The organism is Cellvibrio mixtus subsp. mixtus J3-8 (genome assembly GCF_000766945.1).
Taxonomy (GTDB): Bacteria; Pseudomonadota; Gammaproteobacteria; order Pseudomonadales; family Cellvibrionaceae; genus Cellvibrio; species Cellvibrio mixtus_A.
The window spans coordinates 1,113,045-1,139,634 of record NZ_KN266207.1 but is presented as its reverse complement, the minus strand read 5'-3'; the positions used below and the strand labels follow the sequence as shown (position 1 = coordinate 1,139,634).

The 26,590-nt window shown below is 44.6% G+C and carries 25 protein-coding genes and 1 tRNA gene; 18 read left to right on the top strand and 8 right to left on the bottom strand.

Annotated features, from left to right (window positions below):
* The 4 genes from tusD to rne form a co-directional block, all read right to left on the bottom strand.
* Positions 1-405: a sulfurtransferase complex subunit TusD gene (gene tusD, locus A596_RS09875; RefSeq protein WP_235425663.1), complete on the bottom strand. Its 405-nt coding sequence runs from the start codon at positions 403-405 to the stop codon at positions 1-3.
* Positions 406-457: 52 nt separating this feature from the next.
* Positions 458-1,141 (bottom strand): Bax inhibitor-1/YccA family protein, encoded by a 684-nt coding sequence (locus A596_RS09870; protein WP_039914057.1) that lies wholly within the window; start codon positions 1,139-1,141, stop codon positions 458-460.
* A gap of 218 nt (positions 1,142-1,359) precedes the next feature.
* Positions 1,360-1,449, bottom strand: a tRNA-Ser gene (locus A596_RS09865).
* 176 nt (positions 1,450-1,625) lie between these two features.
* On the bottom strand, positions 1,626-4,520 hold the full coding sequence (gene rne / locus A596_RS09860; RefSeq protein ID WP_039914056.1) for a ribonuclease E: 2,895 nt from the start codon (positions 4,518-4,520) through the stop codon (positions 1,626-1,628).
* Between the two features lie 805 nt (positions 4,521-5,325).
* On the opposite strand from rne, the gene rluC reads away from it, so the two are divergent.
* Complete coding sequence (gene rluC / locus A596_RS09855; RefSeq protein WP_039914055.1) at positions 5,326-6,327, top strand: 23S rRNA pseudouridine(955/2504/2580) synthase RluC; 1,002 nt, start codon at positions 5,326-5,328, stop codon at positions 6,325-6,327.
* A gap of 14 nt (positions 6,328-6,341) precedes the next feature.
* On the top strand, positions 6,342-6,989 hold the full coding sequence (locus A596_RS09850) for an HAD-IA family hydrolase (RefSeq protein ID WP_039914054.1): 648 nt from the start codon (positions 6,342-6,344) through the stop codon (positions 6,987-6,989).
* On the opposite strand, the gene A596_RS09845 is transcribed toward A596_RS09850, so the two are convergent.
* On the bottom strand, positions 6,983-7,585 hold the full coding sequence (locus tag A596_RS09845; protein ID WP_039914052.1) for a Maf family protein: 603 nt from the start codon (positions 7,583-7,585) through the stop codon (positions 6,983-6,985). The genes A596_RS09850 and A596_RS09845 overlap by 7 nt on opposite strands.
* Positions 7,586-7,785: 200 nt before the next feature.
* Between A596_RS09845 and A596_RS09840 the strand changes: the two genes are divergently transcribed.
* The 12 genes from A596_RS09840 (at position 7,786) to A596_RS09780 (ending at position 19,445) form a co-directional block, all read left to right on the top strand.
* Positions 7,786-8,250 (top strand): YceD family protein, encoded by a 465-nt coding sequence (locus tag A596_RS09840; protein ID WP_235425682.1) that lies wholly within the window; start codon positions 7,786-7,788, stop codon positions 8,248-8,250.
* Positions 8,251-8,290: 40 nt separating this feature from the next.
* On the top strand, positions 8,291-8,473 hold the full coding sequence (gene rpmF, locus A596_RS09835; protein ID WP_039914047.1) for a 50S ribosomal protein L32: 183 nt from the start codon (positions 8,291-8,293) through the stop codon (positions 8,471-8,473).
* Positions 8,451-9,506: a phosphate acyltransferase PlsX gene (plsX, locus tag A596_RS09830; protein ID WP_326979685.1), complete on the top strand. Its 1,056-nt coding sequence runs from the start codon at positions 8,451-8,453 to the stop codon at positions 9,504-9,506. Before rpmF ends, plsX begins: the two co-directional genes overlap by 23 nt.
* A gap of 29 nt (positions 9,507-9,535) precedes the next feature.
* Positions 9,536-10,474, top strand: a complete 939-nt coding sequence (gene fabD / locus A596_RS09825; RefSeq protein WP_039914044.1) for an ACP S-malonyltransferase — start codon at positions 9,536-9,538, stop codon at positions 10,472-10,474.
* Between the two features lie 17 nt (positions 10,475-10,491).
* Complete coding sequence (fabG, locus tag A596_RS09820; RefSeq protein ID WP_039914043.1) at positions 10,492-11,235, top strand: 3-oxoacyl-ACP reductase FabG; 744 nt, start codon at positions 10,492-10,494, stop codon at positions 11,233-11,235.
* Between the two features lie 191 nt (positions 11,236-11,426).
* A complete protein-coding gene (gene acpP, locus A596_RS09815; RefSeq protein ID WP_012487300.1) occupies positions 11,427-11,663 on the top strand; it encodes an acyl carrier protein in 237 nt (78 codons plus the stop codon).
* Positions 11,664-11,848: 185 nt separating this feature from the next.
* Positions 11,849-13,087: a beta-ketoacyl-ACP synthase II gene (gene fabF, locus A596_RS09810; RefSeq protein ID WP_052417372.1), complete on the top strand. Its 1,239-nt coding sequence runs from the start codon at positions 11,849-11,851 to the stop codon at positions 13,085-13,087.
* A gap of 71 nt (positions 13,088-13,158) precedes the next feature.
* Complete coding sequence (pabC, locus tag A596_RS09805; RefSeq protein ID WP_084128184.1) at positions 13,159-14,004, top strand: aminodeoxychorismate lyase; 846 nt, start codon at positions 13,159-13,161, stop codon at positions 14,002-14,004.
* Between the two features lie 40 nt (positions 14,005-14,044).
* Positions 14,045-15,106 (top strand): endolytic transglycosylase MltG, encoded by a 1,062-nt coding sequence (gene mltG / locus A596_RS09800; protein WP_039914034.1) that lies wholly within the window; start codon positions 14,045-14,047, stop codon positions 15,104-15,106.
* A 164-nt stretch (positions 15,107-15,270) separates the two neighbouring features.
* On the top strand, positions 15,271-16,983 hold the full coding sequence (locus tag A596_RS09795; protein ID WP_052417371.1) for a glutamine--tRNA ligase/YqeY domain fusion protein: 1,713 nt from the start codon (positions 15,271-15,273) through the stop codon (positions 16,981-16,983).
* 1 nt (position 16,984) lies between these two features.
* Positions 16,985-18,382, top strand: coding sequence for a cysteine--tRNA ligase (gene cysS / locus A596_RS09790; protein ID WP_039914033.1), 1,398 nt, complete (start codon positions 16,985-16,987; stop codon positions 18,380-18,382).
* Between the two features lie 223 nt (positions 18,383-18,605).
* Complete coding sequence (locus A596_RS09780) at positions 18,606-19,445, top strand: HAD-IIB family hydrolase (protein ID WP_160280121.1); 840 nt, start codon at positions 18,606-18,608, stop codon at positions 19,443-19,445.
* A 236-nt stretch (positions 19,446-19,681) separates the two neighbouring features.
* Here the strand turns inward: A596_RS09780 and A596_RS09770 are convergent, their stop codons facing one another.
* A complete protein-coding gene (locus tag A596_RS09770; protein ID WP_039914027.1) occupies positions 19,682-20,482 on the bottom strand; it encodes a cytochrome C assembly family protein in 801 nt (266 codons plus the stop codon).
* Between the two features lie 264 nt (positions 20,483-20,746).
* On the opposite strand from A596_RS09770, the gene ffh reads away from it, so the two are divergent.
* Positions 20,747-22,138, top strand: coding sequence for a signal recognition particle protein (gene ffh / locus A596_RS09765; RefSeq protein ID WP_039914025.1), 1,392 nt, complete (start codon positions 20,747-20,749; stop codon positions 22,136-22,138).
* Positions 22,139-22,276: 138 nt separating this feature from the next.
* On the opposite strand, the gene A596_RS09760 is transcribed toward ffh, so the two are convergent.
* Positions 22,277-22,702, bottom strand: coding sequence for a secondary thiamine-phosphate synthase enzyme YjbQ (locus A596_RS09760; protein WP_039914023.1), 426 nt, complete (start codon positions 22,700-22,702; stop codon positions 22,277-22,279).
* A 15-nt stretch (positions 22,703-22,717) separates the two neighbouring features.
* The gene (locus A596_RS09755) at positions 22,718-23,065 is read right to left on the bottom strand and encodes a HopJ type III effector protein (protein WP_039914021.1); all 348 of its coding nucleotides are present in this window, start codon (positions 23,063-23,065) and stop codon (positions 22,718-22,720) included.
* Positions 23,066-23,226: 161 nt separating this feature from the next.
* On the opposite strand from A596_RS09755, the gene A596_RS09750 reads away from it, so the two are divergent.
* The 3 genes from A596_RS09750 (at position 23,227) to A596_RS22060 (ending at position 26,478) form a co-directional block, all read left to right on the top strand.
* The gene (locus tag A596_RS09750; RefSeq protein ID WP_039914020.1) at positions 23,227-24,924 is read left to right on the top strand and encodes an NAD-dependent malic enzyme; all 1,698 of its coding nucleotides are present in this window, start codon (positions 23,227-23,229) and stop codon (positions 24,922-24,924) included.
* A 548-nt stretch (positions 24,925-25,472) separates the two neighbouring features.
* Positions 25,473-25,835 carry an MmcQ/YjbR family DNA-binding protein gene (locus A596_RS09745; RefSeq protein ID WP_039914018.1) on the top strand — a complete coding sequence of 121 codons (363 nt, stop codon included), beginning with the start codon at positions 25,473-25,475 and terminating at the stop codon, positions 25,833-25,835.
* A gap of 70 nt (positions 25,836-25,905) precedes the next feature.
* Positions 25,906-26,478, top strand: coding sequence for a helix-turn-helix domain-containing protein (locus A596_RS22060; RefSeq protein ID WP_052417370.1), 573 nt, complete (start codon positions 25,906-25,908; stop codon positions 26,476-26,478).
* The last annotated feature ends 112 nt before the right edge of the window (positions 26,479-26,590 follow it).

The window sequence follows — 26,590 nt, the reverse complement described above, 5'->3', positions numbered from 1 at the left end:
TTAATTCCCGAATGTAATTAGTCGATCTGATACTGCTGCTGCTTCAATTAGTTGCCCCAGTCCTCCTAATGTAAATCCCTCTGCAAGGTTATGGCCCGCCTTGTTGTAACGAATGGATTCTTCTTGATTAAGTAACCCGCGTTTCAGTGCGGCAGCAATGCAAACCACTAGCTCCACGCTGTGTTCTTTTGAAAGTTTTTGCCATTCACTATACAAATCTAATTCATCTTGTGGGGGCGCGGCCAGGTTGGTTGCGTTGTAGATGCCATCCTGATAAAAAAATACGCGATGAAGATTATGGCCCTGTCTTAATAAAGCTCTACAAAATTGATAGGCGCTATAGCTGGCCTGGGAGGAGGGAGGGGATTGAACATTAATTGAAAATATCATAACGGGTACAATCAAAAAAATAAGGCTCCTTTATGGAGCCTTTAGCGTCTGTGTTGATTGATAAATGTTAATCGTCGTTAGCTACACCCAGTAAATGCAGTAGGCTGGTGAAAAGATTAACGATCGATAAATAGAGGCTCGTAGTTGCGAGAATATAATTTGTTTCTCCTCCATGAATGATTTCACTTGTTTGATAAAGGATAAGTGCTGACATTAATAAAACAATGCCAGCAGAAAAAGCCAGGTGGAGGGCGGAAAATTGGTAACCGAAAAAAGATGCTCCCAGTAAAAAAAGCATAATGGCAAGCATTAACATCATCCCCACAGCAACAAATCCACCTAAGAAGCTGAAATTTTTTCGAGAGGTGAGTACATAAGCTGAAAGACCAATAAATATAACGGCAGTACCGCCTAGGGCTTGCATAATAATAGATGCACCATTTTCCATGGCTAGATATCTGTTAATAACTGGCCCGAGCCCGGCACCGATCAATCCGGTAAAAATAAAAACAACTGCTAAACCCGAAGCGGAATTGGCTGTCTTTGGTAATACAAACCATATCAGAGCCATTGCTATAAGACTCATAACAAGACCAGCCCCATGGCCAATGCCTGCCGCCATCGCAATGCCAGCAGTGATAGTACTAAAAGCCAAGGTCAGTCCAAGCAAAAAATAAGTATTACGCAAAACTTTGCTGGCTTCGCTTTGGCTCAATACTTGAGATGTCTGGGCGCTATAAACTTCTTGCATATCAATCTCCATAATTGCCAAGGGTTTTAAACTAAAATCAGGCGGATAATACAAATATGCCGACTTAATGCCAAGGTAAATTTGGTTGAACGCATATTGCTTTAGTTAGTAATTGTTAAGCAGAGTTCAATGTATGCAGAAATGAAAATAGATGACTGGTTTTGTTTTATTGTTTTTAATAAAAAAGGCGCTTGAAGTTATCAAGCGCCTTTTGTATATGGCGGAAGGGCAGGGATTTGAACCCTGGGTAGGCTTTCACCTACGCCGGTTTTCAAGACCGGTGCATTAAACCACTCTGCCACCCTTCCGAGTGCGGCAAATTATACATAGCTTTTTTTATTGGGCAAGAGGAAAACACAATTTTAATAGCCAAATATAACAATTTAATAAAGTGGATAAACTTTTTTGAGCATAAAAAAGCCGAATTGATTGCAATTCGGCTTTTCGAGTTTTAAACGCTTTATGTGCTCAAATATCGGTTTGGTTATTGCTCATTATTATTACGCTTGTTCAAGCGTGGGTCATTCAATGGCCTGGTGATTTGACGAGGATTGTGATCCACGCTGGGGGGCAGGCTGGTATCAAGGGCGCGCGATGCCTGGCTTTCAATAGTTTCAGTAATGATACTAATTTTTCCAATTGGCTTTGGTGAGTTGCGAGGATCATTGTTTGCTCTTGTTGGCGGTATGTCGACTTCAGTAACGGTTTTTCTTTCCGTTTTTTCAATCTTTACTTCGCTGTCAAAAGTTTGTACTTCTTGAGCTTCTGCATGTGGTTCGATTACTTGTGATGCAGCACTATTGATAGGTTGCGGTTCGGCAGGTTCTTCTGCTATTGCAGGTTGAATTGTTTCTGCTTCAGTTACAGCTGCGCTTGGGCTTTCATTTTCTATCGGTTGCACGCTGATTGGTATATTCCTTTCCTTTTCAATAGAAAAAGCAGAAGGTATTTCTGTTGCACCATTTTGCTTGGGTTGCTGTTCTGTTGTTTGCCCGGATGTTTCCGAAGTGTGCTCGGCAATTTCTATGTTTGCTTGTGTTTTATTGGCTTGGGCTTGCTGTGCGTGTTCTGCAATTGCAGCGGAAATCTGTTGGGCCAATTGAGCTGATTCACTTAATACAGCAGGTTCTTGATTGGTTACAACTTCATCTGAGCCTTCTGTTGCTGCATTTTCCCCTTCTTCTCTGCGATTGCGGCGACGTTGTTGTGAGCGAGTGCGACGTCCGGCCGGGCGCTTGGACGGGCGTTGGTCATCACTTTCTTCTGCCGTTTCCGCATCATTAAGAATGAGAGCGGTATCCTCTGGGGTCTCCTCTTTGTTGACGTGTTTGCGATTGTTATCCCGGTCATTGCCGCGTTGGTTACGGTTACGAGGTTGGCGTAGCTCATCGTCACTGGCTGCTTGTACATCTCGAGGCTGTTGATCGCGGTTGTTGCGTGACTTGCGTTCATTTTGCTCGCGATGTCCGCCATCTCGCTTTTCGAGGTCTCTGTGTGAGTCACGTTTTTCCTGGTCGCGAACAGGTTTTTGTTCCTGGGTGTTGCGATGGTCCAGGTTATCGATAATTTCGCGATCTTCTTTGCGCTCCTTGTCCCGATTGTCGCGGCGATTGCGATTGTCGCGGCGATTGCGGCTTTGGCCGCGGCGGCTGTCGCGTCTTGGTTCGCGTTTGTTCTTGCTCTCATCACCAGCTTTATCGCTGCTGAATATGCCTGCGATTGAGCCTAATAAGCGAGATAAAAGCCCGGCCTTTTTCACTGGTTCGGGGGCTGGCTGGCTTGGGCTGCTTGGTTGCACTAAAGGCTTGGGAGCAACAAAAGGCTTGGTGTTGATTTCCTCCTCTTCTTCCTTGGATTCATCGGTATGGGCAACGATTTTATAGCTGGTTTCCAGTGTTCCTTCATCGTCATCACGCAGACGCTGCACTTCAAAGTGTGGTGTCATGAGTTCTGCGCTAGGTACAATTACTACGCGTGTATTGTTGCGAGATTCAATGCTGGAAATGGTTTTGCGTTTTTCATTCAGTAGGTAGGTGGCAACGGATACCGGGCAAATTGCGCGAATTTCAGCGCTACGTTCTTTTTGTGCTTCATCTTCCACCAGGCGCAGAATGGACAGTGCCAGTGAACGTGTACTGCGGATGGTTCCTACACCGTCACAACGCGGGCAGATTTTTGAATGGGTTTCACCCAGTGATGGGCGCAGGCGTTGGCGTGACATTTCCATCAGGCCAAAGCGGGAGATGCGGCCAATTTGTACGCGCGCACGATCCATCATCAATGCATCCCGGACCCGGTTTTCTACTTCGCGCTGATTGCGTACCGGTTGCATATCAATAAAATCGATAACTATCAGGCCGCCCATATCGCGCAAGCGTAATTGCCTTGCGATTTCATCGGCTGCTTCCAGGTTTGTTTGCAGGGCGGTTTCTTCAATGTCGCCGCCTTTGGTGGCGCGAGACGAGTTGATATCAATAGCAACCAGTGCTTCGGTGACATCAATAACAATAGAGCCGCCAGATGGAAGTTTTACTTCGCGTTGAAATGCGGTTTCGATCTGGGATTCAATTTGGTAGCGATTGAATAGGGGGATGTCGTCCTGGTAAAGCTTTACCTTGCTGCGGTAATTGGGCATGACTTGCTGGATGAAGCCTGCAGCAAGATCAAAAGCTTCTTTGTTATCCACTATAACTTCGCCTACATCCTGGCGAAGGTAGTCGCGAATTGCACGGATAATTACGTTACTTTCTTGAAATAAAAACGCAGGGGCGGTTGCATTTTTTGCTGCATTGGCGATGGAATCCCAGAGTTGCAGGAGATAGTTTAAATCCCACTGCAGCTCTTCGGAGCTTCTACCCACGCCAGCAGTGCGGATAATTACACCCATGCCTGAGGGAACTTCTACTTCTCCGAGGGCATCTTTCAATTCGGCACGGTCTTCGCCTTCGATGCGGCGAGAAATCCCGCCAGCTCGAGGATTGTTGGGCATAAGAACCAGATAGCGTCCGGCTAAACTGATAAAGGTAGTGAGGGCAGCACCTTTGTTGCCACGCTCTTCCTTATCAATTTGAACAATAACCTCTGTGCCTTCTTTAAGGACATCTTTGATTTTTATACGGCCATCAATGTCGCCGGGGTTGCGAGTGAAATATTCGCGGGAGATTTCTTTAAGGGGAAGGAAGCCGTGTCGTTCGGCACCATAATCAACAAAAGCAGCTTCCAGGCTGGGCTCTACGCGAGTGATTCGACCTTTGTAGATGTTGGATTTTTTCTGTTCACGATTGCGGTTTTCGATATCGAGGTCATAAAGCCATTGGCCGTCTACCAGTGCTACGCGCAACTCTTCAGGTTGAGTTGCATTAATGAGCATTCTTTTCATGTGTTACCTAATTGTCTGTGAGGCGCTAGCCATGGCGACAATCAGCGTTAAATCAGAAGAGTGTTTTGCGCAACCTTGTAGACTATTGCGCTACCCATCTATTTTGATGGGCTCGCATTAGCGGTTGGTGGGACTGCTCCTTTATATAGTGTCAGGGCGCTACACAGCGACTAACACCAATAAGCTTTCCCATTTGGCTCTTTCATTTACCGGTTTGCTCCGGTTTCTATTTGTAGTTGGCAGATAAATAATTAACCTGCTCTTAATTGGGTTGTTTGTGTCGTCGATCATTTTGGATCGAGCCGGCAATTTTGTGAGTGAGTAACTCTCTTATTGACCGGCTTCCATTGATGGTTGTATCGGTTGATAGGGCCATGCAATGAAGTGGGGCAACCTGTTTACTGTGGATATTTTCTCTTGGCGAAAACCGACATATCCAGAATTTACAAATAGATTCTAATGAGTTCAGCAAAACAAAAATCGTATTAACAAAGAGTGCAACCAGGGTTGACGCAATTGTTAAAGTAGTTGGCTTGAATGTTATGCCGTCTACCATTGTCAGTACTTTCAAGGATTTGTTATTGCTGTCAAATGAATGACTCAAATCGCTAAATCCTTGCTGTCAGCGGTATTTCCTAGTGATGCGCCTATCATTTGCGCTATCCGGAAACCAGCCTGTATCAGTCTCTGGACTATAGCAGTAAACCCATATTGCGGCAATTAAATCAGTGATTTAGCGGTTTTATTGCGGTCGAGATGTCGGTTTTCGTGGGGTTATCGGGACGCTTCGGGTATCATTCGCGACATGAAAACTTATACTGAAAAGCAACATGAACAGGATAATGAGGCTGCAGGGGTTGGGGTAAGCTTCATTGTAATTGATGGCGATCTCGCGGGGCAGCGATTGGATAACTTTTTAATTGCGCGCCTGAAAGGGGTCCCAAGATCTAAAATTTATAATGTAATTCGCAAAGGAGAAGTGCGGGTTAACAAGGGTAGAATTAAGCCGGAATATAAATTGATGGCCGGTGATTCGGTCAGGGTGCCCCCTATTCGCACGGCAGAGGCAGGCACGGAAGCGAAGGCTAGTCATCAAATGATGAATTTGCTCAATGCTTCGATTTTGTATGAAGATGAGGGGCTTTTGGTGATTAACAAACCGCCAGGTTTGGCTGTGCATGGTGGCAGTGGCGTGACTTTGGGGTTAATTGAAACGCTTCGCCAAATGCGGCCGGAAGCTCGTCATCTTGAGTTGGTTCATCGTCTTGATCGAGATACTTCCGGTTGCATTATGGTCGCAAAGAAGCGTAGCTACCTGCGTCATTTGCAGGAGGCTCTGCGTGAAAAATCGGCAGGTGCTGGTGGTGTATTGAAGGTATATCAAGCGCTGGTATTGGGAGATTGGTCCAAACGCTGCCACCAAATTAATGCGCCCCTGATGAAATTTGAGGTTGCTGGAGGGGAGCGTATTGTCAAGGTTCATCATGATGGTAAGCCTAGCCTTACTGAGTTTGATATTTTGAATCGCTATCAGGGGTTTACCTTGATTGAGGCTCGGCCGATTACCGGTCGTACCCATCAAATTCGCGTTCATGCCCAATATGCGGGGCATAGTTTGGCGGGAGATGCAAAGTATGGGGATGATGCTATTAACGAATCCTTGCGGGATATCGGATTGCGACGTTTGTTTCTACATGCATCATCCTTGTCTTTCTATCTGCCTGAAGCTAAGGAGTTGACGCGGGTTGATGCTCCTTTGCCGCCTGATTTGGCAGAGCCCCTATCGAAATTAGTGATAAAAATCTGATTGCGGAGTTTGTAGTGTTATTTATTTTTGATTGGGATGGAACCTTGAGTGACTCGAAAGCCAAAATCACCAGGGCAATGCAGCTCGCGGCAGAGGATTTGGGGTGGGCGCCGTTGGGGGATCATGTTATTCATAATATTATTGGTCTCGGTCTGCCTGAAGCTATTTACCGTTTGTACCCTAATGTTTCAATTGAGGAAAGGCAGCGTTTGCGCGAAGCATATGCGATGCGTTTTTTAATGCTGGATGAGGCTCGTCCATCGGATTTTTTCCCGGGTGTTACTGATACTCTGCAATATTTGAAAGCGCAAGGGCATGTATTAACTATTGCGACTGGCAAGAGTCGGAAGGGGCTGGATAGGATATTTGGTGTTTTGGGGCTGGGAGATTTTTTTCATGCTACCCGCTGTGCTGATGAAACCGCTTCCAAGCCTAATCCTTTGATGTTGCAGGAGTTGCTGTCAGAGTTTGGAGTTGATGCTCGGGAGGCTGTCATGATTGGTGATACCGAATATGACATGGAGATGGCAAAAAATATTTCCATGCCCAGGATTGCGGTAAGTTACGGTGCGCATCATGTCGAAAGGTTGCATCCATATGAGCCTGTGCTTTGCCTTGATCGATTTGATGAATTGTTGGCCTGGGAGCGGATTCATCAGTGATTGCGGTGAAATGATAATGGATCAATTCCTTCATTCATAAGCATGTCAGTCAGTTCAATTAACGGTAAGCCTACGAGTGTGTTTGGGTCTTTACCCTCCATTCTTTCGAATAAACAAATCCCCATGCCTTCTGATTTGAAACTACCTGCGCAATCGTAGGGTTCTTCTTGTCTTAAATAGCTATCTATTTGTCTGTCGTTAAGTTGTCGAAATTTTACAGTGTACTTGTCTGTGGCTAATTGTGATCGATGGGTTTTGCTGTTGTACAGGCATAGGCTCGTTAAAAATACGACTTCTTTGCCGCTGAAGGATGCTAGTTGGCTTGTGGCTGCTTTGTGGGTGTGAGGTTTTCCGATGATTCGGTTGTTTAGTGTGGCAATCTGGTCGGACCCAATAATCAAATGCTCCGGGAATATGTCGGCCAGTGCAGTCGCTTTTTGCTTTGCCAGGCGTAGAACTAATTGTTCGGGAGTTTCATGTTCTTTGGGGGATTCATCAATTTCGGGGGAGGCCCAGCTAAATTCCATTCTCAGTTTTTGAAGAAGTTGGCGGCGATACGGCGAACTGGATGCGAGTACCAATTTGGTAGGCGTCATGGCTTTTAAACTCAAAATGATTATGTGAAACACAAAATAAGGGGCAGATTTTACTCCCAAGTAACTAAATAGCGCTATTTGGCGAGTTTTTCTTTGACATGAAACCGCTATATCCCTATGATTGCGCGCTTATGTTTAAGCCCCTTACTCACAAGCCTCTGCCCAGGCAAGGCGATCCTCGGAAATTCGCTCAACAGAGCGTGACTTTGGAGGGTTTTATCCCGGTTGCTGATTTGCCGCGTGTTGTTGAAGCGACGGAAAATCCGGCGGGTGAAATTCAGGTTCACCTTGAATTTAAAATCAGTGAAGAAGGGAAGCGGGCTGTTACCGGTCATGCTTCAGCTAATCTGGCATTGATATGTCAGCGTTGTTTGGAGTCGGTTACTGTTCCGGTTGAAAGTGATATTTCGCTGGCGATTGTGTGGGATGAAGAGGCTGCAAAGGCTTTGCCTCAGCATTTTGATCCCTGGATTACCGGTGAGGGTATGGCAGATCTTTACGATATGATCGAAGAAGAACTGTTGTTAAGTTTGCCTGCAGTTGCTTATCACGAAGAGGCTTGTGTCGATAGCAAGCTTTATTCAAGTGGTAAACCTGTTGAGGCAAAAAAAGAGAAAAACCCATTTCAAGTGTTGGAACAACTTAAGAGCTCGCCGAAATCCTGAGGCGCCTCGGTTCCAATGAGTCAGTAAATAGGAGCTAACCATGGCAGTTCAACAAAACAAAAAATCCCGTTCAAAGCGCGACATGCGTCGTTCTCATGATGCATTGACTGGTCCAACCCTGTCTGTCGACGCTACCAGCGGCGAAAAACACCTGCGTCATCATGTAACTGCTGACGGTTTCTACCGCGGCCGTAAAGTGATTGATAAAGGTAGCGAAGAGTAATTATTACTCCTGCGACACTATCTTGTCGGCAAGAATTCGGATAGCAGTTGATGCTATGAGCGGGGACTTAGGTCCCCGTGTTGTTATTGCGGCGGCGGAAAATTTTGTTGCCCTCCATCCTGATGTTGATTTGCTTCTTGTTGGCGATCAAATCCAGCTCCAGCCACTAGTGGCCAAATCCAGTCATCTTCGGCATATTGCTCAAGTGCTCCATGCATCTGACGTTGTTGCGATGGATGACGATCCTTTGAGTGCATTGCGACAAAAAAAGAGTTCATCGATGTGGGTTGCATTGGAGTCTTTGCGTGCAGGTAATGCAGATGCTTGTGTCAGTGCAGGCAATACGGGCGCGCTTTTGGCAATGGCTAAATATTTGATTAAAACTTTTCCCGTTATTGATCGTCCGGCAATTTGTAAATCCATGCCGGTGGCCAAAGGTTTAACTTATTTGCTGGACTTAGGGGCAAATATCAATTGCACGCCTGAACATTTGCAACAATTTGCGCTCATGGGGAGTGTGTTAGCGGAGGCGGAAGGTATAAAGCGGCCGCGGGTTGCATTGCTTAATATTGGTAGTGAGTCGCAAAAAGGCACTGAAGTTCTGCAATTGGCACAGAATTTATTGCGCAATGATTCGCGCATTCATTACGTTGGTTTTGTTGAGTCGAATAATATTTTTGCCGGTGATGAGCATGTTATTGTTTGTGACGGTTTTCATGGCAATATTGCCCTAAAGGCAAGTGAAGGTGCCGCTCGCTTTATATCAAAAAAAATTTCCGATACGTTACGAAATAATTTTTTAAATAAATTTTTATCGATAATCGCTGCGCCTTTGCTCAAGCAGTTGCGCGAAGAGTTAAATCCATCTTTATATAACGGTGCCAGCTTTTTAGGGTTGCAAAAAACGGTCATAAAAAGCCACGGCGGAGCTGATCGCAAAGCTTTTATGCAGGCATTGGTTGTAGCGCGTGAGCAGGTGGTATTGCAGGTGCCTGTACGAATTGCTCAACAATTATCAGATAGAACAATTTAAAACCAATCTCAAAAGAAGCTTAAATACTTATGACTAATCCTCATCTCGCATTTGTTTTTCCTGGTCAAGGGTCGCAAAAAATTGGCATGCTGGCCGAGCTGGCTGCCGAATTTCCAATAGTTCAGCAAACGTTTGCTGAGGCATCGGCGGTTTTGGGTTACGACCTTTGGTCATTGGTACAGGATGGCACCCAGGAGGAAATTAATTTAACTGAGCGCACCCAGCCGCTGTTATTGACTGCCAGTGTCGCAGTGTTTCGTGTATGGCAAGAGCGTAATGGTGCTGTGCCTGCAATTATGGCTGGGCATAGTTTAGGTGAATGGTCTGCATTGGTTTGCGCTGGTGTGGTTGCCTTTAAGGATGCGGTTGGATTGGTGCAGCAACGCGGCAAGTTTATGCAAGAGGCTGTTCCTGCTGGCCAAGGAGCAATGGCAGCGATTATTGGTCTTGATGATGCGTTGATTGTTGAGGCTTGTAAAAAAGCTGAACAAGGTGAAGTAGTTTCGGCAGTTAATTTCAATTCGCCCGGACAAGTTGTTATTGCGGGTTCTGTTGCTGCGGTGGAGCGTGCCAGCGTTTTTTGTAAGGAAGCAGGTGCAAAACGTGCTTTGCCCTTGCCTGTTAGTGCTCCATTTCATACGGAATTAATGCGTCCTGCAGCGGAGCGATTGGCGGAACAAATTACAGCAACTGTATTTTCGGCTCCTGCCATTCCCGTGGTGCATAATGTTACAGCGACAACTGAAAGTAATCCGGAAAAAATCAAAGCGTTGATGATTGAGCAGATATACAGTCCAGTACGTTGGGTTGAGTGTGTAAATACTATGACAGGAAAAGGAATCACCCTGACATTGGAGTGTGGCCCGGGTAAGGTTTTGTCCGGTTTAAATAAACGTATTCAGGCTGAGTTGAATACTGTTTCTGTTGAAAGGCCAGAAGAGCTGCTTGCAGCGTTGGCAAGTGTTTAATTTACAGGATTAATCTTATGAGCCTGAATGATAAAGTTGCATTGGTAACCGGTGCGAGTCGTGGAATTGGAGCGTCAATTGCGGAGCAGCTTGGAAAGGCTGGTGCAATTGTTATTGGTACTGCAACCAGCGAATCTGGAGCAGAAAAAATTTCTGCTCGCTTTGCGGAGTTGGGGATTCATGGTGCAGGTAAGGTATTGAATGTTACTGACGCGGATTCTGTTGCAAATTTATTAAAAGAAGTTGGCGATGAGTTCGGGGCTCCGGCTATCTTGGTAAACAATGCCGGTATCACTAAAGATAATCTATTGATGCGCATGAGTGATGAAGAATGGTTTGATGTTATTAATACCAACCTCAGTGCTATTTATCGTTTGAGCAAAGGTGTATTGCGCGGAATGATGAAGGCGAGATGGGGAAGAATTATCAACATCAGCTCTGTTGTGGGGGCGATGGGAAACCCTGGCCAATCTAACTACGCGGCAACTAAAGCGGGTGTAGCAGGATTTGCCCGTTCTTTAGCGGCAGAAGTAGGATCACGAAATATTACTGTAAACACAGTCGCTCCCGGTTTTATTGATACTGATATGACTAAAGTGTTACCGGAAGACCAAAAGCAGCATTTGCTTGCTCGTATTCCACTCGGGCGTCTCGGTGCGCCTGAAGAGATTGCATCTGTTGTTGTTTTTCTTGCTAGTGATGCTGGTTCTTACATCAGTGGAGAGACAATTCACGTCAATGGCGGCATGTATATGTCGTGATTTTTGATTTTAACCCTTTGTTTCTTAAGGGTTATTATTCAAAAATCAAAGAATTTTGCCGTTTGGCATTACAACAATCCCAAAATCGATGTAAAATGCGCGTCGATTTTGGCCGGATCACAGGGTCATACCAATTTTGGTTTTATTGCCCAAGTGTTTCGAACTATAACCACTAGGAGTTACATAACATCATGAGTAGCATTGAAGAACGCGTAAAAAAGATCGTTGCTGAGCAACTGGGTGTGAAAGAAGAAGAAGTGAAAAACGAAGCTTCTTTCGTCGAAGATCTGGGCGCTGATTCTTTGGATACCGTAGAGTTGGTAATGGCTCTCGAAGAAGAATTCGAAACTGAAATTCCAGATGAAGAAGCTGAGAAAATCACTACTGTTCAATTGGCTATCGATTACATCAATGCCAACCTGGCGTAATCTGATTATCCGCTGATTTCAGTTCAAGAAAGGCCGTATTATTGCAAAATAGTACGGCTTTTTCTTTTTATCAGTCGCATTAGTTCATGCACACAAGCATCAATTAATTATCGAATTAATACCAATCACCATGACAAATCAGCAGGGTTTACCGCTTGATTGTCCTTCGCGGGAGAGTCTCACAGGTGTCGCGTAGAAGAGTTGTTGTTACTGGTCTGGGTATGATCAGTTCATTGGGAAATACTGTTGCTGAAACCTGGCAGGGTATAGTCAATGGTAAAAGTGGTATTGCCACTATCTCCCATTTTGATGCATCAGCATTCACCACGCAGTTTAGTGCTTCGGTAAGAAATCTGGTCGTTGATGATTATTTTCCCAGTAAAGAAGCGCGCAAAATGGACCCATTTATTCAGTACGGGATGGTTGCCGGGATTCAGGCAATTCGTGATTCCGGGCTGGAAATTACTGATGCAAACGCGGGGCGTGTTGGGGTATCTATCGGGTCTGGAATTGGTGGAATAGGGACTATTGAGGAAGGCTCTGCAACGCTTGAGCATAAAGGCCCTCGCCGGATATCGCCTTTCTTTGTGCCTAGCGCCATTATCAATATGATTTCTGGTAATTTGTCGATTATGTATGGCTTGCGTGGTCCAAACATCGCAATTACTACGGCTTGTACTACAGGTACGCATAGTATTGGTTTCGCCGCACGTATGATTCAGCATGGTGATGCAGATGTAATGGTTGCCGGTGGTGCAGAAATGGCGACAACTCCACTGGGATTGGGTGGTTTTGCAGCAGCGCGCGCATTATCCACGCGAAATGATAATCCACAAGCTGCCAGTCGCCCATGGGATAAAGACCGTGATGGTTTTGTTTTGGGTGATGGGGCTGGTGTATTGGTGTTGGAAGAATATGAACACGCTAAAAAGCGTGGTGCAAAAATTTATGCCGAGTTGATTGGTTTTGGCATGAGTGGTGATGCATATCACATGACTTCCCCTCCAGAGGATGGTTCAGGCGCAGCCGCCTCTATGCGTAATGCAATCCTGGATGCAGCGATTCCACTTGAGTTAATCAATTATATTAACGCCCATGGTACTTCTACGCAGGCGGGTGATAAAGCTGAATGCCGGGCGGTGAAATCGGTCATGGGGAGTGCAGTTGGACAAGTTGCTGTTAGCTCTACTAAATCTATGATTGGCCATTTGCTTGGTGCTGCAGGTGCGGTTGAAGCAATTTTCAGTGTGTTGGCTATTCGTGACCAGGTTGCTCCACCGACGATTAATCTGGACAACCCTGAAGACGGTTGCGATATCAACCTGGTTCCGCATACTGCGCAAGAGCGTAAAATCGAGGCTGTACTATCGAACTCGTTTGGGTTTGGGGGCACTAACGGTTCACTGATTTTCCGCAAAGTTTAAATCATATTGCGTTTCTAGCTTGCTGGCGCCGGACTGGAAACAGTCCGGCGTTTTTGCATAAAGAGGTTGTTATGTCAGTGCAATTGCCGCTTATCAGTATTAATGGTGTTCCTGATGCGTTGATATCACCGTTAGACCGTGGCTTTACTTATGGTGATGGATTATTTGAAACCTGTCGTTGTATCTCCGGTCGAATACCACTATGGGATTTTCATCGGGAGCGTTTGATAAATTCAGCCAGGCGTTTACAGATACCGCTGGATGAGCAGCGTTTGCAGGGCTATTTGAATAAACTGCTATCCAGCCTGCACTTTAATCAATATCCCGATACTGTAGTAAAAATACAAATCACGCGTGGTGTGGGTGGACGTGGTTATCGTTTGCCTGATCATGTAAATCCAACTTACTGTATTGGAATATTTCCTGGTGCGCCTCTGCAGTCGTCTTCATTTCTGGATGGTGTTGATATCCGTATTTGCGACATGCGTCTTGGGAAAAATCCAGCATTGGCGGGCATCAAGCATTTAAATCGCCTTGAGCATATCCTGGCGCGCGCCGAATGGCATAATGAATTTGCGGAGGGGTTGTTGCTGGATGCCGATAATAACGTGATTGAAGCTACTGTCAGCAATTTTTTTATCGTAAAAAACAAGCAACTCTACACGGCGGATTTAACGAATTCAGGTGTTGCAGGTATTATGCGTCGAACAATTATTGAAAAATTCGCGCCTGCATTAAATATGCAAGTTAACGTTGAACCTGTTTCTTATGAATCGTTGCTGCATGCAGATGAAATTTTTTTAACAAATAGTGTATTTGGCATTTGGCCAGTCACAAGTATCGCGGGCGTGCCGATTAATTTTAGTCATTCTATTGTCCGTCTGTTTCAACAACAACTTATCCAGTTATTAGGATAAAAAATCCAATCGTTTATTGACGTGCTTTAAAGCGCTTTTTATGAAAAAAATATCTCTGCCCGTAAAGCTCCTGATAATTGCAACAGGAATATATTTAGCTGGTTTAGCCAGTGCCACCGCTGGATGGTTCTATTTTCAAAATTGGTTAAAAACACCGTTGGATATTGATTCCCAAGGCTATCGTTATGAATTAAAACCGGGGCAATCCCTAAGCCATTTGGCGAATGATTTAGGGGCGCGACATATACTTGATCACCCACGCCTGCTGCGCTTGTACGCGCGCATCACCGATACCAATAAAGTTCATGCCGGCGAATATTTATTTATGCCGGGTACAACTCCTGAAACTTTATTGGAAAAGTTAAAAAAGGGTGATGTGGTTTTGTATCAGGTTACTTTTGTAGAGGGATGGACATTCAAGCAGGCACTTGCTGCGCTGGAAAAAAACCGATCTGTTCGTCATGAGTTGATTGGCAAAAGTGAGGCTGAGCAACTCTCGTTGTTGGGTTTACCAATCAATCACCCGGAAGGTTGGTTTTTTCCGGATACTTACAGTTTCAGCCGTAACACGAGTGATGTAGAAATCCTGCAAAAGTCCTATCGAAAAATGGAGGGTTTGCTAAATGCCGAATGGGAAAAGCGCCCTGCTAATTTGCCTTATAAAAATGCCTATGAGGCACTCATCATGGCCTCAATCATTGAGCGCGAAACTGGCCACCATAGTGAGCGCGATCAAATTGCCGGTGTTTTTGTACGGCGTTTGCAACAGGGAATGAAGCTGCAAACTGATCCGACGGTTATTTATGGCATGGGTGATAGCTACAAAGGGCGTATTACCCGAAAAAACCTCGAAGAGGCAACTCCATACAACACTTACGCGATTGAAGGACTGCCACCAACACCGATCGCATTGCCTAGTGCAGCTTCGATCAAAGCGGCGCTAAACCCGGCCGCGGGAGATGCGCTGTATTTTGTCGCCAAAGGTGATGGAACCAGTGAATTTTCAGCAACTCTGGATGCACACAATCAGGCGGTCAGGCGTTATCAATTGAATCGTCGTAGTGATTACCGTGCAGCACCGCCGTCGCTTATAAAAAATTGAGTGTTTTTTGATCTTTACTCTGTTTTTCATATTTCCTATGGTTGAGGTTATAAGGTATGAAAAGCTGTGTTGAATCAGTAGAATAACCGCAATTTCTACGATCTGATCTACAAATGATAGGATCGTATTTTGACCCACGAATTATCCAATGGATTTGTTATCCCATGAGCGACAATCATTCTCCGATTGCAAGTAACGATACAGCTGACGTTAAAGCTAAACCTTTGCATTTCATCCAACAAATCATTCGCAAGGATCTGGAGCAGGGCGTACACAGCAAAATAGCGACTCGTTTTCCACCTGAACCCAATGGTTATTTGCATATTGGCCACGCTAAATCTATTTGCCTGAATTTTGGTATGGCAGAAGAGTTTGGCGGTATTTGCAATTTGCGTTTTGATGATACGAACCCGGAAAAAGAAAACGAGGAATTCGTAAATTCCATCATGGAAGACGTAAAGTGGCTCGGTTTCCAGTGGGATGGAAAGGTTAAGTACACATCGGATTATTTTGATCAATTGTATGCGTGGGCCATTCATTTGATTAAGAATGGTTTGGCATTTGTTTGCGATTTAAATGCCGAGCAAATGCGTGAGTATCGTGGCACTTTGGTTGAGCCGGGTAAAAATAGTCCCTACCGTGAGCGCACAGTCGAAGAAAACCTGGCGCTGTTTGAGAAGATGCGTGCAGGGGAGTTTGAAGAAGGGTCCTGTTCGCTACGCGCAAAAATAGACATGTCATCCCCCAATATTAATTTGCGTGATCCGATTATTTATCGCATCAAAAAAGCTCATCATCATCAAACCGGTGACAAGTGGTGTATCTATCCTTCGTATGATTTTGCACACGGCCAAAGTGACGCAATCGAAGGAATTACCCATTCTATTTGCACGCTAGAATTTGAGGATCACAAACCGCTTTACGATTGGTTTATCCAACATTTACCTGTTCCTGCTATACCGCGTCAGTATGAATTTGCGCGCTTGAATATTAATTATGCGGTCACCAGTAAGCGCAAATTGAAACAATTGGTTGATGAAGGTTATGTGGATGGCTGGAATGATCCGCGTATGCCTACTATTTCAGGTATGCGCCGCCGTGGATTCACGCCTGCATCATTACGTAATTTCTGCGAACGCATTGGTGTGACTCGTTCTGATGGTGTGGTGGATGTAGGCATGCTGGAGTTTTGTGTGCGTGACGATTTGGATAAAAATGCGCCGCGTGCTATGTGTGTGTTGCGTCCATTGAAAGTTACGTTAACGAATTATCCGGCGGATAAAGTAGAAATATTGACGGTTCATAATCACCCAAACCGTGACGATCTAGGTGATCGCGCCATTCCGTTTACCCACACTGTTTTTATTGAGCAAGAAGATTTTCGCGAAGAAGCCAATAAAAAATACAAGCGGCTGGTATTGGGCAAGCGTGTGCGTTTGCGTGGTGCTTATGTCATTGAGGCTGATGAAGCCATTAAAGATGCAACAGGAAATATTATCGAAATTCGCGCGCGCATCATTGAAGGAACCCTGGGTAAAGATCCGGAGGATGGTGTCAAACCCAAAGGTGTTATTCACTGGGTTTCTGCCACACAACATCTGGATTGCGAAGTGCGTTTGTATGATCGCTTGTTTAATGATGAAGCGCCGGATGCCGGCGGTAAAAATTTCCTGGACGCAATGAATCCCAATAACCTTGAAATCCTGCAAGGTTGTAAAGCAGAAATCAGTTTGGGTAATTCAATTGTAGGAAATAATTTCCAATTTGAACGCCAGGGTTATTTTTGTCTGGATAGCAAATACAGCACAGTGGAGAAACCTGTGTTCAATCGCACCATCAGTTTGAAAGACAGCTTCGGCAAAGAAGAACAGGAATAATATGCTGCAGATATACAACACACTTACTCGCCAGAAGGAAGTTTTTAAGCCGTTAAAACCCGGTAAGATTTCCATGTATGTTTGCGGTATTACCGTCTATGACTATTGCCATATTGGCCATGCGCGGGTATTGGTTGCATTTGATGTAATCACCAAATTTTTACGCAGCCAGAATTGGGATGTTACCTATGTACGTAATATCACTGACATCGACGATAAAATTATCAAGCGCGCGAATGAAAATGGTGAGGAATACACCGAGCTGACAAAACGTTTTATCGATTATATGCATGAGGACGAAACCCGTTTGGGGATTGCGCGCCCTGACATAGAACCGCGCGCAACTGCTTATATCGATCAAATTCTGGATATGAATAAAGCACTGATCGATAAAGGTTATGCGTATGCAGCCAGTAACGGTGATGTTTATTATCGTGTAACCCGTTTTGCAGATTACGGCAAGCTCACCAATAAAAATGTGGATGAATTGCTGGTTGGTGCGCGTATTGAGGTGGATGAAATTAAAGAAGACCCGCGCGATTTTGTATTATGGAAAGGCGCGAAAGCGGGCGAGCCTGCATGGAAATCCCCGTGGGGAAATGGCCGCCCCGGTTGGCATATTGAATGTTCTGCAATGAGCAAACATTGCTGCGGTGATACGTTTGACATTCATGGTGGAGGCCCTGATCTTCCATTTCCCCACCATGAAAATGAAATTGCGCAAAGTGAAGCGGCCAATAGTTGTAAATATGTTAATTACTGGATGCATGCGGGTGCGGTGCGTGTCGACGGTGAAAAAATGTCGAAATCGCTCGGCAATTTTTTTACTATTCGCGATGTGCTGGAGAAATATCATCCCGAGGTTGTGCGCTTCCTGTTGGTGAGCAGTCATTATCGTAGCCCGATTAATTATGCTGAAGATAACCTCATTGAAGCGCGTACCGGTTTGGATCGCTTCTATGGCGCTTTGCGTGATTATGCGGATGTCGCGCCAACGCCTTTGGCTGATTTAACGGCAAGCGGGTATTACCAGGCATTTGTTGATGCAATGAATGATGATTTCAATACGCGTGTTGCATTGGCCGGTATGTATGATCTGGTACGTGATCTGAATAATGCCAGTAAAGCCGACCCCGCCTTGGCAATACGCTTGGCGGGTGAGTTAAAAGCGCTTGGTTTGATTTTGGGAATATTGCAGGAAAACCCGGCAATATTTTTACAAGCGGGTAGTAGCGATCAAATTTCAGCGGAAGATGTCGAGCGTTTAATTGCAGAACGCATCCAGGCGAAAAAAGATAAACACTATGCGCGTGCGGACGAAATTCGTAAAACGTTAACGGACTCAGGAATCGTGCTGGAAGATTCTCGTGATGGCACCACGCAATGGCGCCGCGAGTAGACGAGTCTAAAATGCCGGAACAATTTTTTAGTCAGTACGCGTTATATTGGGTTGCTGCATTTATAGTGATATTTGCTGCGGCAAAATTGTTGATAGCGAAACACTCGCGTTTTCAATCCTGGTCCGATGCCCAAAAAAGCGTTGCGGTAAAAGGAATTGCATTAAGCAGTTTTGTGCTGGTTTATTTCGCTGTCACTCTTTTGGTTCTACGCTAGTCATGCAGGTGCCATCTCATCTGATCAATGCCGCTAATGATATTCGACTGGCATTCTTCGATATTGATGGCACTTTGCTGGATTCACACGGCCAGCTTCGGCCAGCGCTTTTTCCTGCAATCAATTTACTGAAAACCCGTGGAATTAAAACGGCCATCGCTTCGGGGCGCCCTTATTTTGCGGCGCGTTTTCTCATGGATGAATTGGGTATTCAGGACGCCAGTATGTTTTATACAGGGGCTCATATCTATGACCCGCAAACCCGGCACACCTTATTGAATATCCTTTTAAAAAGTGATGACGCCCAAGCTGTTCTCGCTGCGGCAACTGTGATGGGGCTTTACGTAGAAGCCTACACAGATTCTGCATTTTATATCTCGCAACCAACTGAAATAAGCAAGGTTCATGCTGAGCACCTACGCATTAATCCCATTCTGGATAGTGTGGCAGCCGTTATCAATCGCTCTGATATTGCCAAATTATTGCTCGGGGTAAATCGTGCGCAACAGGGCGATTTGCTATCTGTACTTGAAGCTCAATTTCCTAATTTAATTTTTGCGCGTGCTTATTTAACTGCATATCCTGACTGGCAATTTGCGAGTGTTATTTCTTCTGCGGCTAGCAAGCAGCGTGCCTTTGAATATTTGTTGCAATATCACAAGGTTCAGGCGCATCAGGTTATCTCATTCGGTGATGCAGAATCCGATATGGATTTTTTACGAATGGCAGGAATAGGCATTGCTATGGGGAATGCAAATCCTGATGTGCAATCAGTCGCCGATTGGGTAACTCAAACAGCCGATAATGCTGGTGTTGCTTATGCGATCAATCAACTGTTCAATCCATAATTGATGCGCTGGTTACTAAGACATCGCGGCCTGGGTATTAATTTATTGGCCGGTGGCTGCTTTATAATCCTGGCGGTAGTTGGATGGGGGTTGAGCTGGGTAGAACTTATAAACTATTTATTGCTTCTATCAATTTGCCTTGCCGTTTTAATTGGCGCAGCAGCGGGGCTTGGCTGGTTGTTACGGAAGGTGATGCGACGGAGAAAGAGTTAGAAATTGTTATTCGAACCGCATGCTTAAATGCGGTTCAAAATAATTTCCAATACTAATTTACTGCCGAAATACGCCAGCATTAGGCATACAAATCCAGCGAGAGCCAATCGAATTGCTTTGGTGCCTCTCCAACCTAATTGGAATCGTCCCCAGAGTAAGATTGCGTAGATGAACCATGCGCTCAATGTGAAAACTGTTTTATGAACCAAATGTTGAGCAAAAATATCCTCTTGAAAATAAAATCCCGAGACGATTGCAAGCGTCAATAAAAGCTCTCCAACCCACAGGAATTCAAACAACAATGATTCCATTGTCTGTAGTGGAGGAAGGAGTTTGCTATTGGCAAGCAGGCTTTTATTTTTCAACGCGCGATTTTGATAAGCGAGCAACAACGCTTGTAGGCTGGCAATAGTAAGCAAGCTATATGCAAGGATGGAGGGAATCACATGTGCTGCGATAGTGTATTCCAGCCTGTGTTGCCAATCCGGGTTGTTACCCAGTATTGAACCTAGCACTGACACCGCAGAAAGAGGGAATAACAACAAAAATAAATTGTGTAATTCTTTTTTGAGACTACTGAACAGAACTATCGCATTAACAACCCAGAAAATTAGCGACGAAATCGAGAAGAGGCTAAAGGCCAATTGCCCATCCTTTAGGCTAAGGCCATGAACGCCGATTCCATGGACAACCAATGCCAATGCCGCCACCTGGCGTAATTGGCGAACCGGGAGTGATTGATGACGCCCGAACTGGCGGCCAAAATAAATGGCAGCAAAGGTATATATGAGCAGGGCGATCAAATTGGCGCTTAATGTAATCATGCTGCGAGGGGGAATCCTGAGTGCTTTTCAATGGCAAAACCGAGGTCGCAAGTGTGTCATAAGGTTATTCTAAAGAGAAGACAAATGAGAAGTAACCTTAATAAGCAAATCTTGTCTTTACGTATATTACTGTGGTTACTCCTTTTCAGGTTGCTTGGAGGTATAATCGCGCCCACTTTAGGTGGATGGTCCATCATTTGGTGACCCTGGCCGGTATTGGTCAGCAATCCCGACATCATTAACGCTGATTTTTTGAGACAGGCTATGTTTGAGAATTTAACCGATCGTTTATCCCATACCCTGCGCAGTATTACCGGCAAGGCGCGCCTCAGTGAAGACAACATCAAGGACGCGCTGCGTGATGTGCGTAAAGCGTTGTTAGAGGCTGACGTAGCCTTACCAGTTGTAAAAACCTTTATTGATCAGGTCCGTAGCCGCGCTTTAGGGCAGCAAATCAGCAAAGCGTTAAATCCGGGCCAGCAATTTATCAAAATTGTGGAAGCGGAACTTATTGCTACCATGGGACAAGCGAATGAGTCTTTAAATTTGGCCCAGCAACCACCTGCTGTGGTGTTGATGGCGGGTTTACAAGGTGCGGGTAAAACTACCTCTGTTGCCAAGCTGGCGCGTTTCCTGAAAGAACGAGAGAAGAAAAAAGTCCTGGTGGTCAGCGCGGATGTTTATCGCCCGGCGGCGATTCAACAGTTGCAAACCCTTGCAGGTGAAGTTGAGGTGGATTTTTATCCTTCCTCCGGCGATCAAAAGCCTTTGGATATTGCACGAAATGCAATTGATCACGCGAAAAAACAATTCTTTGATGTATTGATTGTCGACACCGCGGGCCGTTTGCATGTCGATGAAGAACTGATGACTGAAATTAAAGAGTTGCACGCGGCCATCAATCCTATTGAAACCCTGTTTGTGATCGATGCGATGATCGGTCAGGACGCTGTTAATACCGCAAAAGCCTTTAATGATGCGTTGCCGCTAACCGGTGTAATTCTTACCAAGGCTGATGGTGATGCGCGTGGCGGCGCCGCGCTTTCGGTGCGTCACATCACTGGCAAGCCGATTAAATTTCTGGGTGTTGGAGAAAAAGTTGATGCACTTGAGCCTTTCCATCCGGATCGTATTGCGTCACGTATTCTTGGAATGGGTGATGTTCTTTCGCTTATCGAACAAGTAGAGCGAAATGTTGATAAGGCCAAAGCAGAAAAACTAATCAAAAAAGTCACTAAAGGGCAAAAGTTTGACCTTGAGGATTTGCGTGATCAGTTGCAACAAATGCAAAACATGGGCGGCTTGACGTCCATGCTGGATAAATTACCTGGCTTGGGAAATGTTGCCCAATTGGCACAAACTGCCAATATGAATAAGCAGTTTAAAACAATGGAAGCCCTCATAAATTCGATGACTCCCGAAGAGCGCCGCAATCCGGATGATTTGAGTGGTTCGCGCAAACGTCGTATTACTGCTGGCTCTGGTACCGAAATCCAGGACTTGAATCGTTTGTTGAAACAATATAAACAAATGGCCAAAGTGATGGGCAAAATGAAAGGCGGTGGTATGCAAAAAATGATTCGCGGTATTGGCGGAATGATGCCTGGTGCCGGTATGCCTCCTGGTGGTACTTTGCCACCTGGCTTTCGCAAATAGTTAATAAAAAACCCGCAATTGCGGGTTTTTTTTCGAGCGAATTTTTATTTAATGTTTACCTGCATTAGTTAATTAACTAAAAGTTAAATACCTTGATTGAGTGCTGATTTGATTGATCGCAAATTAAAATTGATAACTCTAAAGTTTTTCACCTTGCAATGTCAGTACCAGTGACCTGGCCCCTCCATGATTGCGATGTTCGCATAAATAGATGCCTTGCCATATCCCCATATTTAAACGTCCGTTAGTCACAGGGATATTCAGGCTCGCCCCCAACAAACTGCTTTTTAAATGGGCCGGGAGGTCATCGCTGCCTTCATCATTGTGTAAATAATAAGGTTGATCTTCTGGCACTATGCGATTAAAAAAACTTTCAAAATCTTTACGTACAGTCGGATCTGCATTTTCATTGATAGTGAGGGATGCTGAAGTGTGTTTTATGAGGATATTCAATAAACCAATGTGGATTTGCTTAAGCTCGGGAATTTTATTCAATATTTCAGCCGTTACCAGATGAAAACCTCGCGCATAAGCAGATAATTGAATTTCTTTTTGTATCCACATGGTAAATGCTCACATTTATTCTTTAGGGGACAAGGCAGGGTGTTTGAAATGTATTCCCTGCCAGCCATATTTCATAAAATTCCGGATATTTTGATGGTCAGTTGCCGTTGGATGTTGAAGCACATCAATTCTGTAGTAATCACCAAAGCAGTTTAATGTTTGCTGCTGGTTGAGCTCCAAACGTTGTGCAAAGGAAAATAGCTTGCATGATCCTGAGTTTTGACCTGCTTCATTTTTTAATTCACCATTTTGAAATTCAGTGGGGGTAAAGTCATAGTGAGTTTCTATAACGGCAATAGTTTCCTTAAAATCAATATTGTCAGGTGTTGCGTTTAATTTTGCGATAAATTCTTCAACGGTCATAACTAACCCTTTTCTGTCTGATACATGATAAATAATAAATCGGGAAAACTATTTTAACGCCTCAATTACAAAAATAATAATTGTTATACGTTTATACTCTGGTTGTGTCGTGTTATTTGCGCTATGGTTGCCATATATATAGCCTTCTGTCAGTGAGTGTCATGACGAAAAAACGCCCAATTTATATTCCCTTTGCTGGACCGGCTCTGCTAGAGGCTCCGTTGTTAAATAAAGGCAGTGCGTTCACCCAGCGAGAGCGGCAGCAGTTTAATCTGGAAGGGCTTTTACCTTACAAGATAGAAACAATTGAAGAACAGGAAGCGCGTGTTTATCACCAACTTTGCTCCTTTCAAACACCTATTGATAAGCACATTTACCTGCGCAATATTCAGGATACCAATGAAACCGCCTATTTCCGCCTGGTGACTGATCATCTCACGGAAATAATGCCCCTTATTTACACTCCTACCGTCGGTTTGGCGTGCCAGCAATTTTCCAAAATATATCGACGCAAGCGCGGTCTTTTCATTTCATATCCGGACCGCGATCGTATTGACGATATGCTACAAAATGCGACGAAACAAAATGTAAAAGTCATAGTAGTTACTGATGGTGAACGCATTCTTGGACTGGGAGACCAGGGAATTGGCGGAATGGGAATTCCTATCGGTAAATTAGCCCTTTACACCGCGTGTGGAGGGATCAGCCCTGCATATACCTTGCCGGTTACGTTAGATGTGGGAACCAATAATGCGGCCTTGCTAGATGATCCAATGTATATGGGATGGCGCCATCCGCGCATATCAGGTGATGATTATTACAATTTTGTTGATGAGTTTATTCAGGCAGTAAAATTGCGCTGGCCAAATGTATTGTTGCAATTCGAAGATTTTGCTCAGGATCACGCGACTCCATTATTAAAACGTTATCGTAATCAGCTGTGTTGTTTTAATGACGATATTCAAGGAACTGCTGCTGTTGCCGTTGGTACCTTAATGTCAGCGTGCTTGGCTAAGGGCGAGCGTTTACGCGATCAACGTATTGTATTTGCAGGTGCTGGTTCAGCAGGTTGCGGGATAGCAGACCAAATTGTTAAGCATATGGTTGCGGAAGGTGCGACAGAGATTGAGGCCCGCAACCGGATATTTTTGTTAAGCAAAGATGGTTTGTTGCAGGAAAGTTCTGCCGAATTATTCGAATTTCAAATTCCTTTTTGTACGCCTGATCAAATAGTACGTAGTTGGACTCTTGCTCATTCACCTGATAAAGACGCCATCAGTTTGTTAGATGTGGTGATTAATACCAGGCCGAGCGTGTTAATTGGTGTGTCCGGGCAAGCTGGCTTGTTCACAAAAACAATAGTGGAAGCAATGCAGGCTAATTGTGAACGCCCATTGATTTTGCCTTTATCAAACCCTACTTCTCAAGTAGAAGCACAACCTGTGGATTTATTGCGTTGGACTTCGGGTAAGGCAATGGTAGCTACCGGTAGCCCTTTCGAAGCTGTTGATATGGGGGATTACTCTATTGAAATTGCGCAATGCAATAATAGTTATATTTTTCCAGGTATTGGTTTGGGTGTTATTACTGTCAAGGCATCAAGGGTAACTGATTCCATGATGATGGCGGCCAGCAAAGCACTTGCAGATGCATCACCAATTGCGCAAACGGGCGCGGGGGCTTTATTGCCGTCATTGGAAAATATTCGTGCTGTTAGCAAATTAATTGCACGTGCGGTGGTAATACAGGCTATTGCTGATGGTGTCGCCTTACCAATACCCGAAGACATCATCAACGAAAAAATAGAGAAAAATTTTTGGGAACCAGAATACAGGGAATACCGTCGTACTTCATTCTAGAAAGTTAACTGAGTAGTAATACCTGGTTGCGAAAAGTTTGTGCAATGTATTTTTTTGTAACCTATATGCTAGTCTTCGATAAGGAGAGCAAAAGATTTGGGTTCCGTGGTAATAATCCGGTAAAAAATGCAAATAACCGTATTATTGGTGTGGAATAGAGTGACAACTGGTCTGATTGACCATAAAATCAACGCCAAATCAAATATAGTTGATTTTGACGCCATTCTCTCTATCGTTTCTGTTGCGGCTGATGCAGAATAGGCGGTAATAGAGGGAGCGGGCCGATGATTTAAAGTTATGGGCGAGCGTTTTATGCCTCCATAATAACTTAAGATCATATGGCATGGCTCAATCAACAGCCTATGCGGATACGTCAGGAGTGTAACCGGTGCCAGTACAAGGGCAGTTTCAAAGCACGAATCATTAGTCTTTTAATAAAAGTTGATGTTTTGTAGCTTGGGCAATCCTGTAATCAGTGCTATTGCATTAAACCTAACCCTTTTTATAGCTTTTTAATCGACCTGAGTTGTTCGATAAAGGACTAAAACATGGATTTTCTTTCTGCACAGAAATACCTTTTAAATAAACACCAAGCCAAAGAGATGTTTCCCTCTGGCCCGGATATGGCGGTCTATAAGGTTTGCCATAAAATGTTTGCCACGTTGACGGCCGAAGGCGGTGTTCCACGTGTGAGTTTGAAGTGTGATCCTGATTTGGCTCTGCAGCTGCGTGAGCAGTATCCTGCTGTACGTCCAGGTTTCCAGATGAATAAGAAACACTGGAACACCATTATTCTGGATGGTTCAATTCCGAGTGAGCAGATCCAGCGAATGATTGATCACTCATATCAACTCATTGTTGATAATCTGCCAACTGGTGAACGTGAACAATTGCTTGCTTCTAAAAAGTAAGTATTTCTGACGTGCCGGATTTAAAAATCCGGCGTCATCATAAGATGTAATCGAGTATTGGGTGCCACGTATGTCTGTTGACGGAGTAGCTCCGGATTTCCCTGATTATCAACATGCAGTCAGTTCACAAACCACTATTGGCGATTTCGCCATTCGCCTTAAGTTAATTCGCGAAACATTTGGTTTATCCCAGCGCGAATTAGCCAAGCGGGCTGGTGTCACTAACAGTAGTATTTCAATGATTGAGTTGGGGCAGGTTAGTCCTAGCATTCAGTCCCTGGAGAGAATTCTCTCTGCAATTCCAATCAGTTTATCTGTTTTTTTTAGTTTTCAACTTGATTCAAAAGTTCGTGTCGCACGCAAGGCAAAGCAAGGCGATAGTTTTTTACATGCTGGGGATCAATTGTCTGTTCGTTATATCGAAGTTGCTGTGAATTCTTCGACTGTTCCAGCCATGCTGGATTGTGATGCCAGTGGGGTCATCGTGACTGGTAACGCTCAGTTAAAATCTATTCTCGCAGAAGAACCTTTGGGGGCAGCAGATACATTTTATGTACCCTCTCGACAACTTCATCAGTTTATTAATTCCGGGCAGGTGCCCCTAAAACTATTTATCTGTTCGCTTTTTACACATAGTTGCTAATTGTTGTATTTTTTTGTGCGTTATTCCCCATCAGTCTGCTCTCTCGTAAGGCAAGTTAACCTCAGCCTGCTAAACTCAAATTCAGATTTTCCCTCCTTATTTCAATGAGAGA

Coding starts and splice junctions, on each gene's coding strand:
- A596_RS09795 (WP_052417371.1), top strand. CDS start 15,271: ATGAGCGACAATCATTCTCCGATTGCAAGTAACGATACAGCTGACGTT.
- pabC (WP_084128184.1), top strand. CDS start 13,159: ATGTCAGTGCAATTGCCGCTTATCAGTATTAATGGTGTTCCTGATGCG.
- rluC (WP_039914055.1), top strand. CDS start 5,326: ATGAAAACTTATACTGAAAAGCAACATGAACAGGATAATGAGGCTGCA.
- A596_RS09845 (WP_039914052.1), bottom strand. CDS start 7,585: ATGACGCCTACCAAATTGGTACTCGCATCCAGTTCGCCGTATCGCCGC.
- A596_RS09745 (WP_039914018.1), top strand. CDS start 25,473: ATGGATTTTCTTTCTGCACAGAAATACCTTTTAAATAAACACCAAGCC.
- mltG (WP_039914034.1), top strand. CDS start 14,045: ATGAAAAAAATATCTCTGCCCGTAAAGCTCCTGATAATTGCAACAGGA.
- A596_RS09770 (WP_039914027.1), bottom strand. CDS start 20,482: ATGATTACATTAAGCGCCAATTTGATCGCCCTGCTCATATATACCTTT.
- cysS (WP_039914033.1), top strand. CDS start 16,985: ATGCTGCAGATATACAACACACTTACTCGCCAGAAGGAAGTTTTTAAG.
- rpmF (WP_039914047.1), top strand. CDS start 8,291: ATGGCAGTTCAACAAAACAAAAAATCCCGTTCAAAGCGCGACATGCGT.
- acpP (WP_012487300.1), top strand. CDS start 11,427: ATGAGTAGCATTGAAGAACGCGTAAAAAAGATCGTTGCTGAGCAACTG.
- rne (WP_039914056.1), bottom strand. CDS start 4,520: ATGAAAAGAATGCTCATTAATGCAACTCAACCTGAAGAGTTGCGCGTA.
- fabD (WP_039914044.1), top strand. CDS start 9,536: ATGACTAATCCTCATCTCGCATTTGTTTTTCCTGGTCAAGGGTCGCAA.
- fabG (WP_039914043.1), top strand. CDS start 10,492: ATGAGCCTGAATGATAAAGTTGCATTGGTAACCGGTGCGAGTCGTGGA.
- A596_RS09870 (WP_039914057.1), bottom strand. CDS start 1,141: ATGCAAGAAGTTTATAGCGCCCAGACATCTCAAGTATTGAGCCAAAGC.
- A596_RS09760 (WP_039914023.1), bottom strand. CDS start 22,702: ATGTGGATACAAAAAGAAATTCAATTATCTGCTTATGCGCGAGGTTTT.
- ffh (WP_039914025.1), top strand. CDS start 20,747: ATGTTTGAGAATTTAACCGATCGTTTATCCCATACCCTGCGCAGTATT.
- A596_RS09755 (WP_039914021.1), bottom strand. CDS start 23,065: ATGACCGTTGAAGAATTTATCGCAAAATTAAACGCAACACCTGACAAT.
- A596_RS09750 (WP_039914020.1), top strand. CDS start 23,227: ATGACGAAAAAACGCCCAATTTATATTCCCTTTGCTGGACCGGCTCTG.
- A596_RS22060 (WP_052417370.1), top strand. CDS start 25,906: ATGTCTGTTGACGGAGTAGCTCCGGATTTCCCTGATTATCAACATGCA.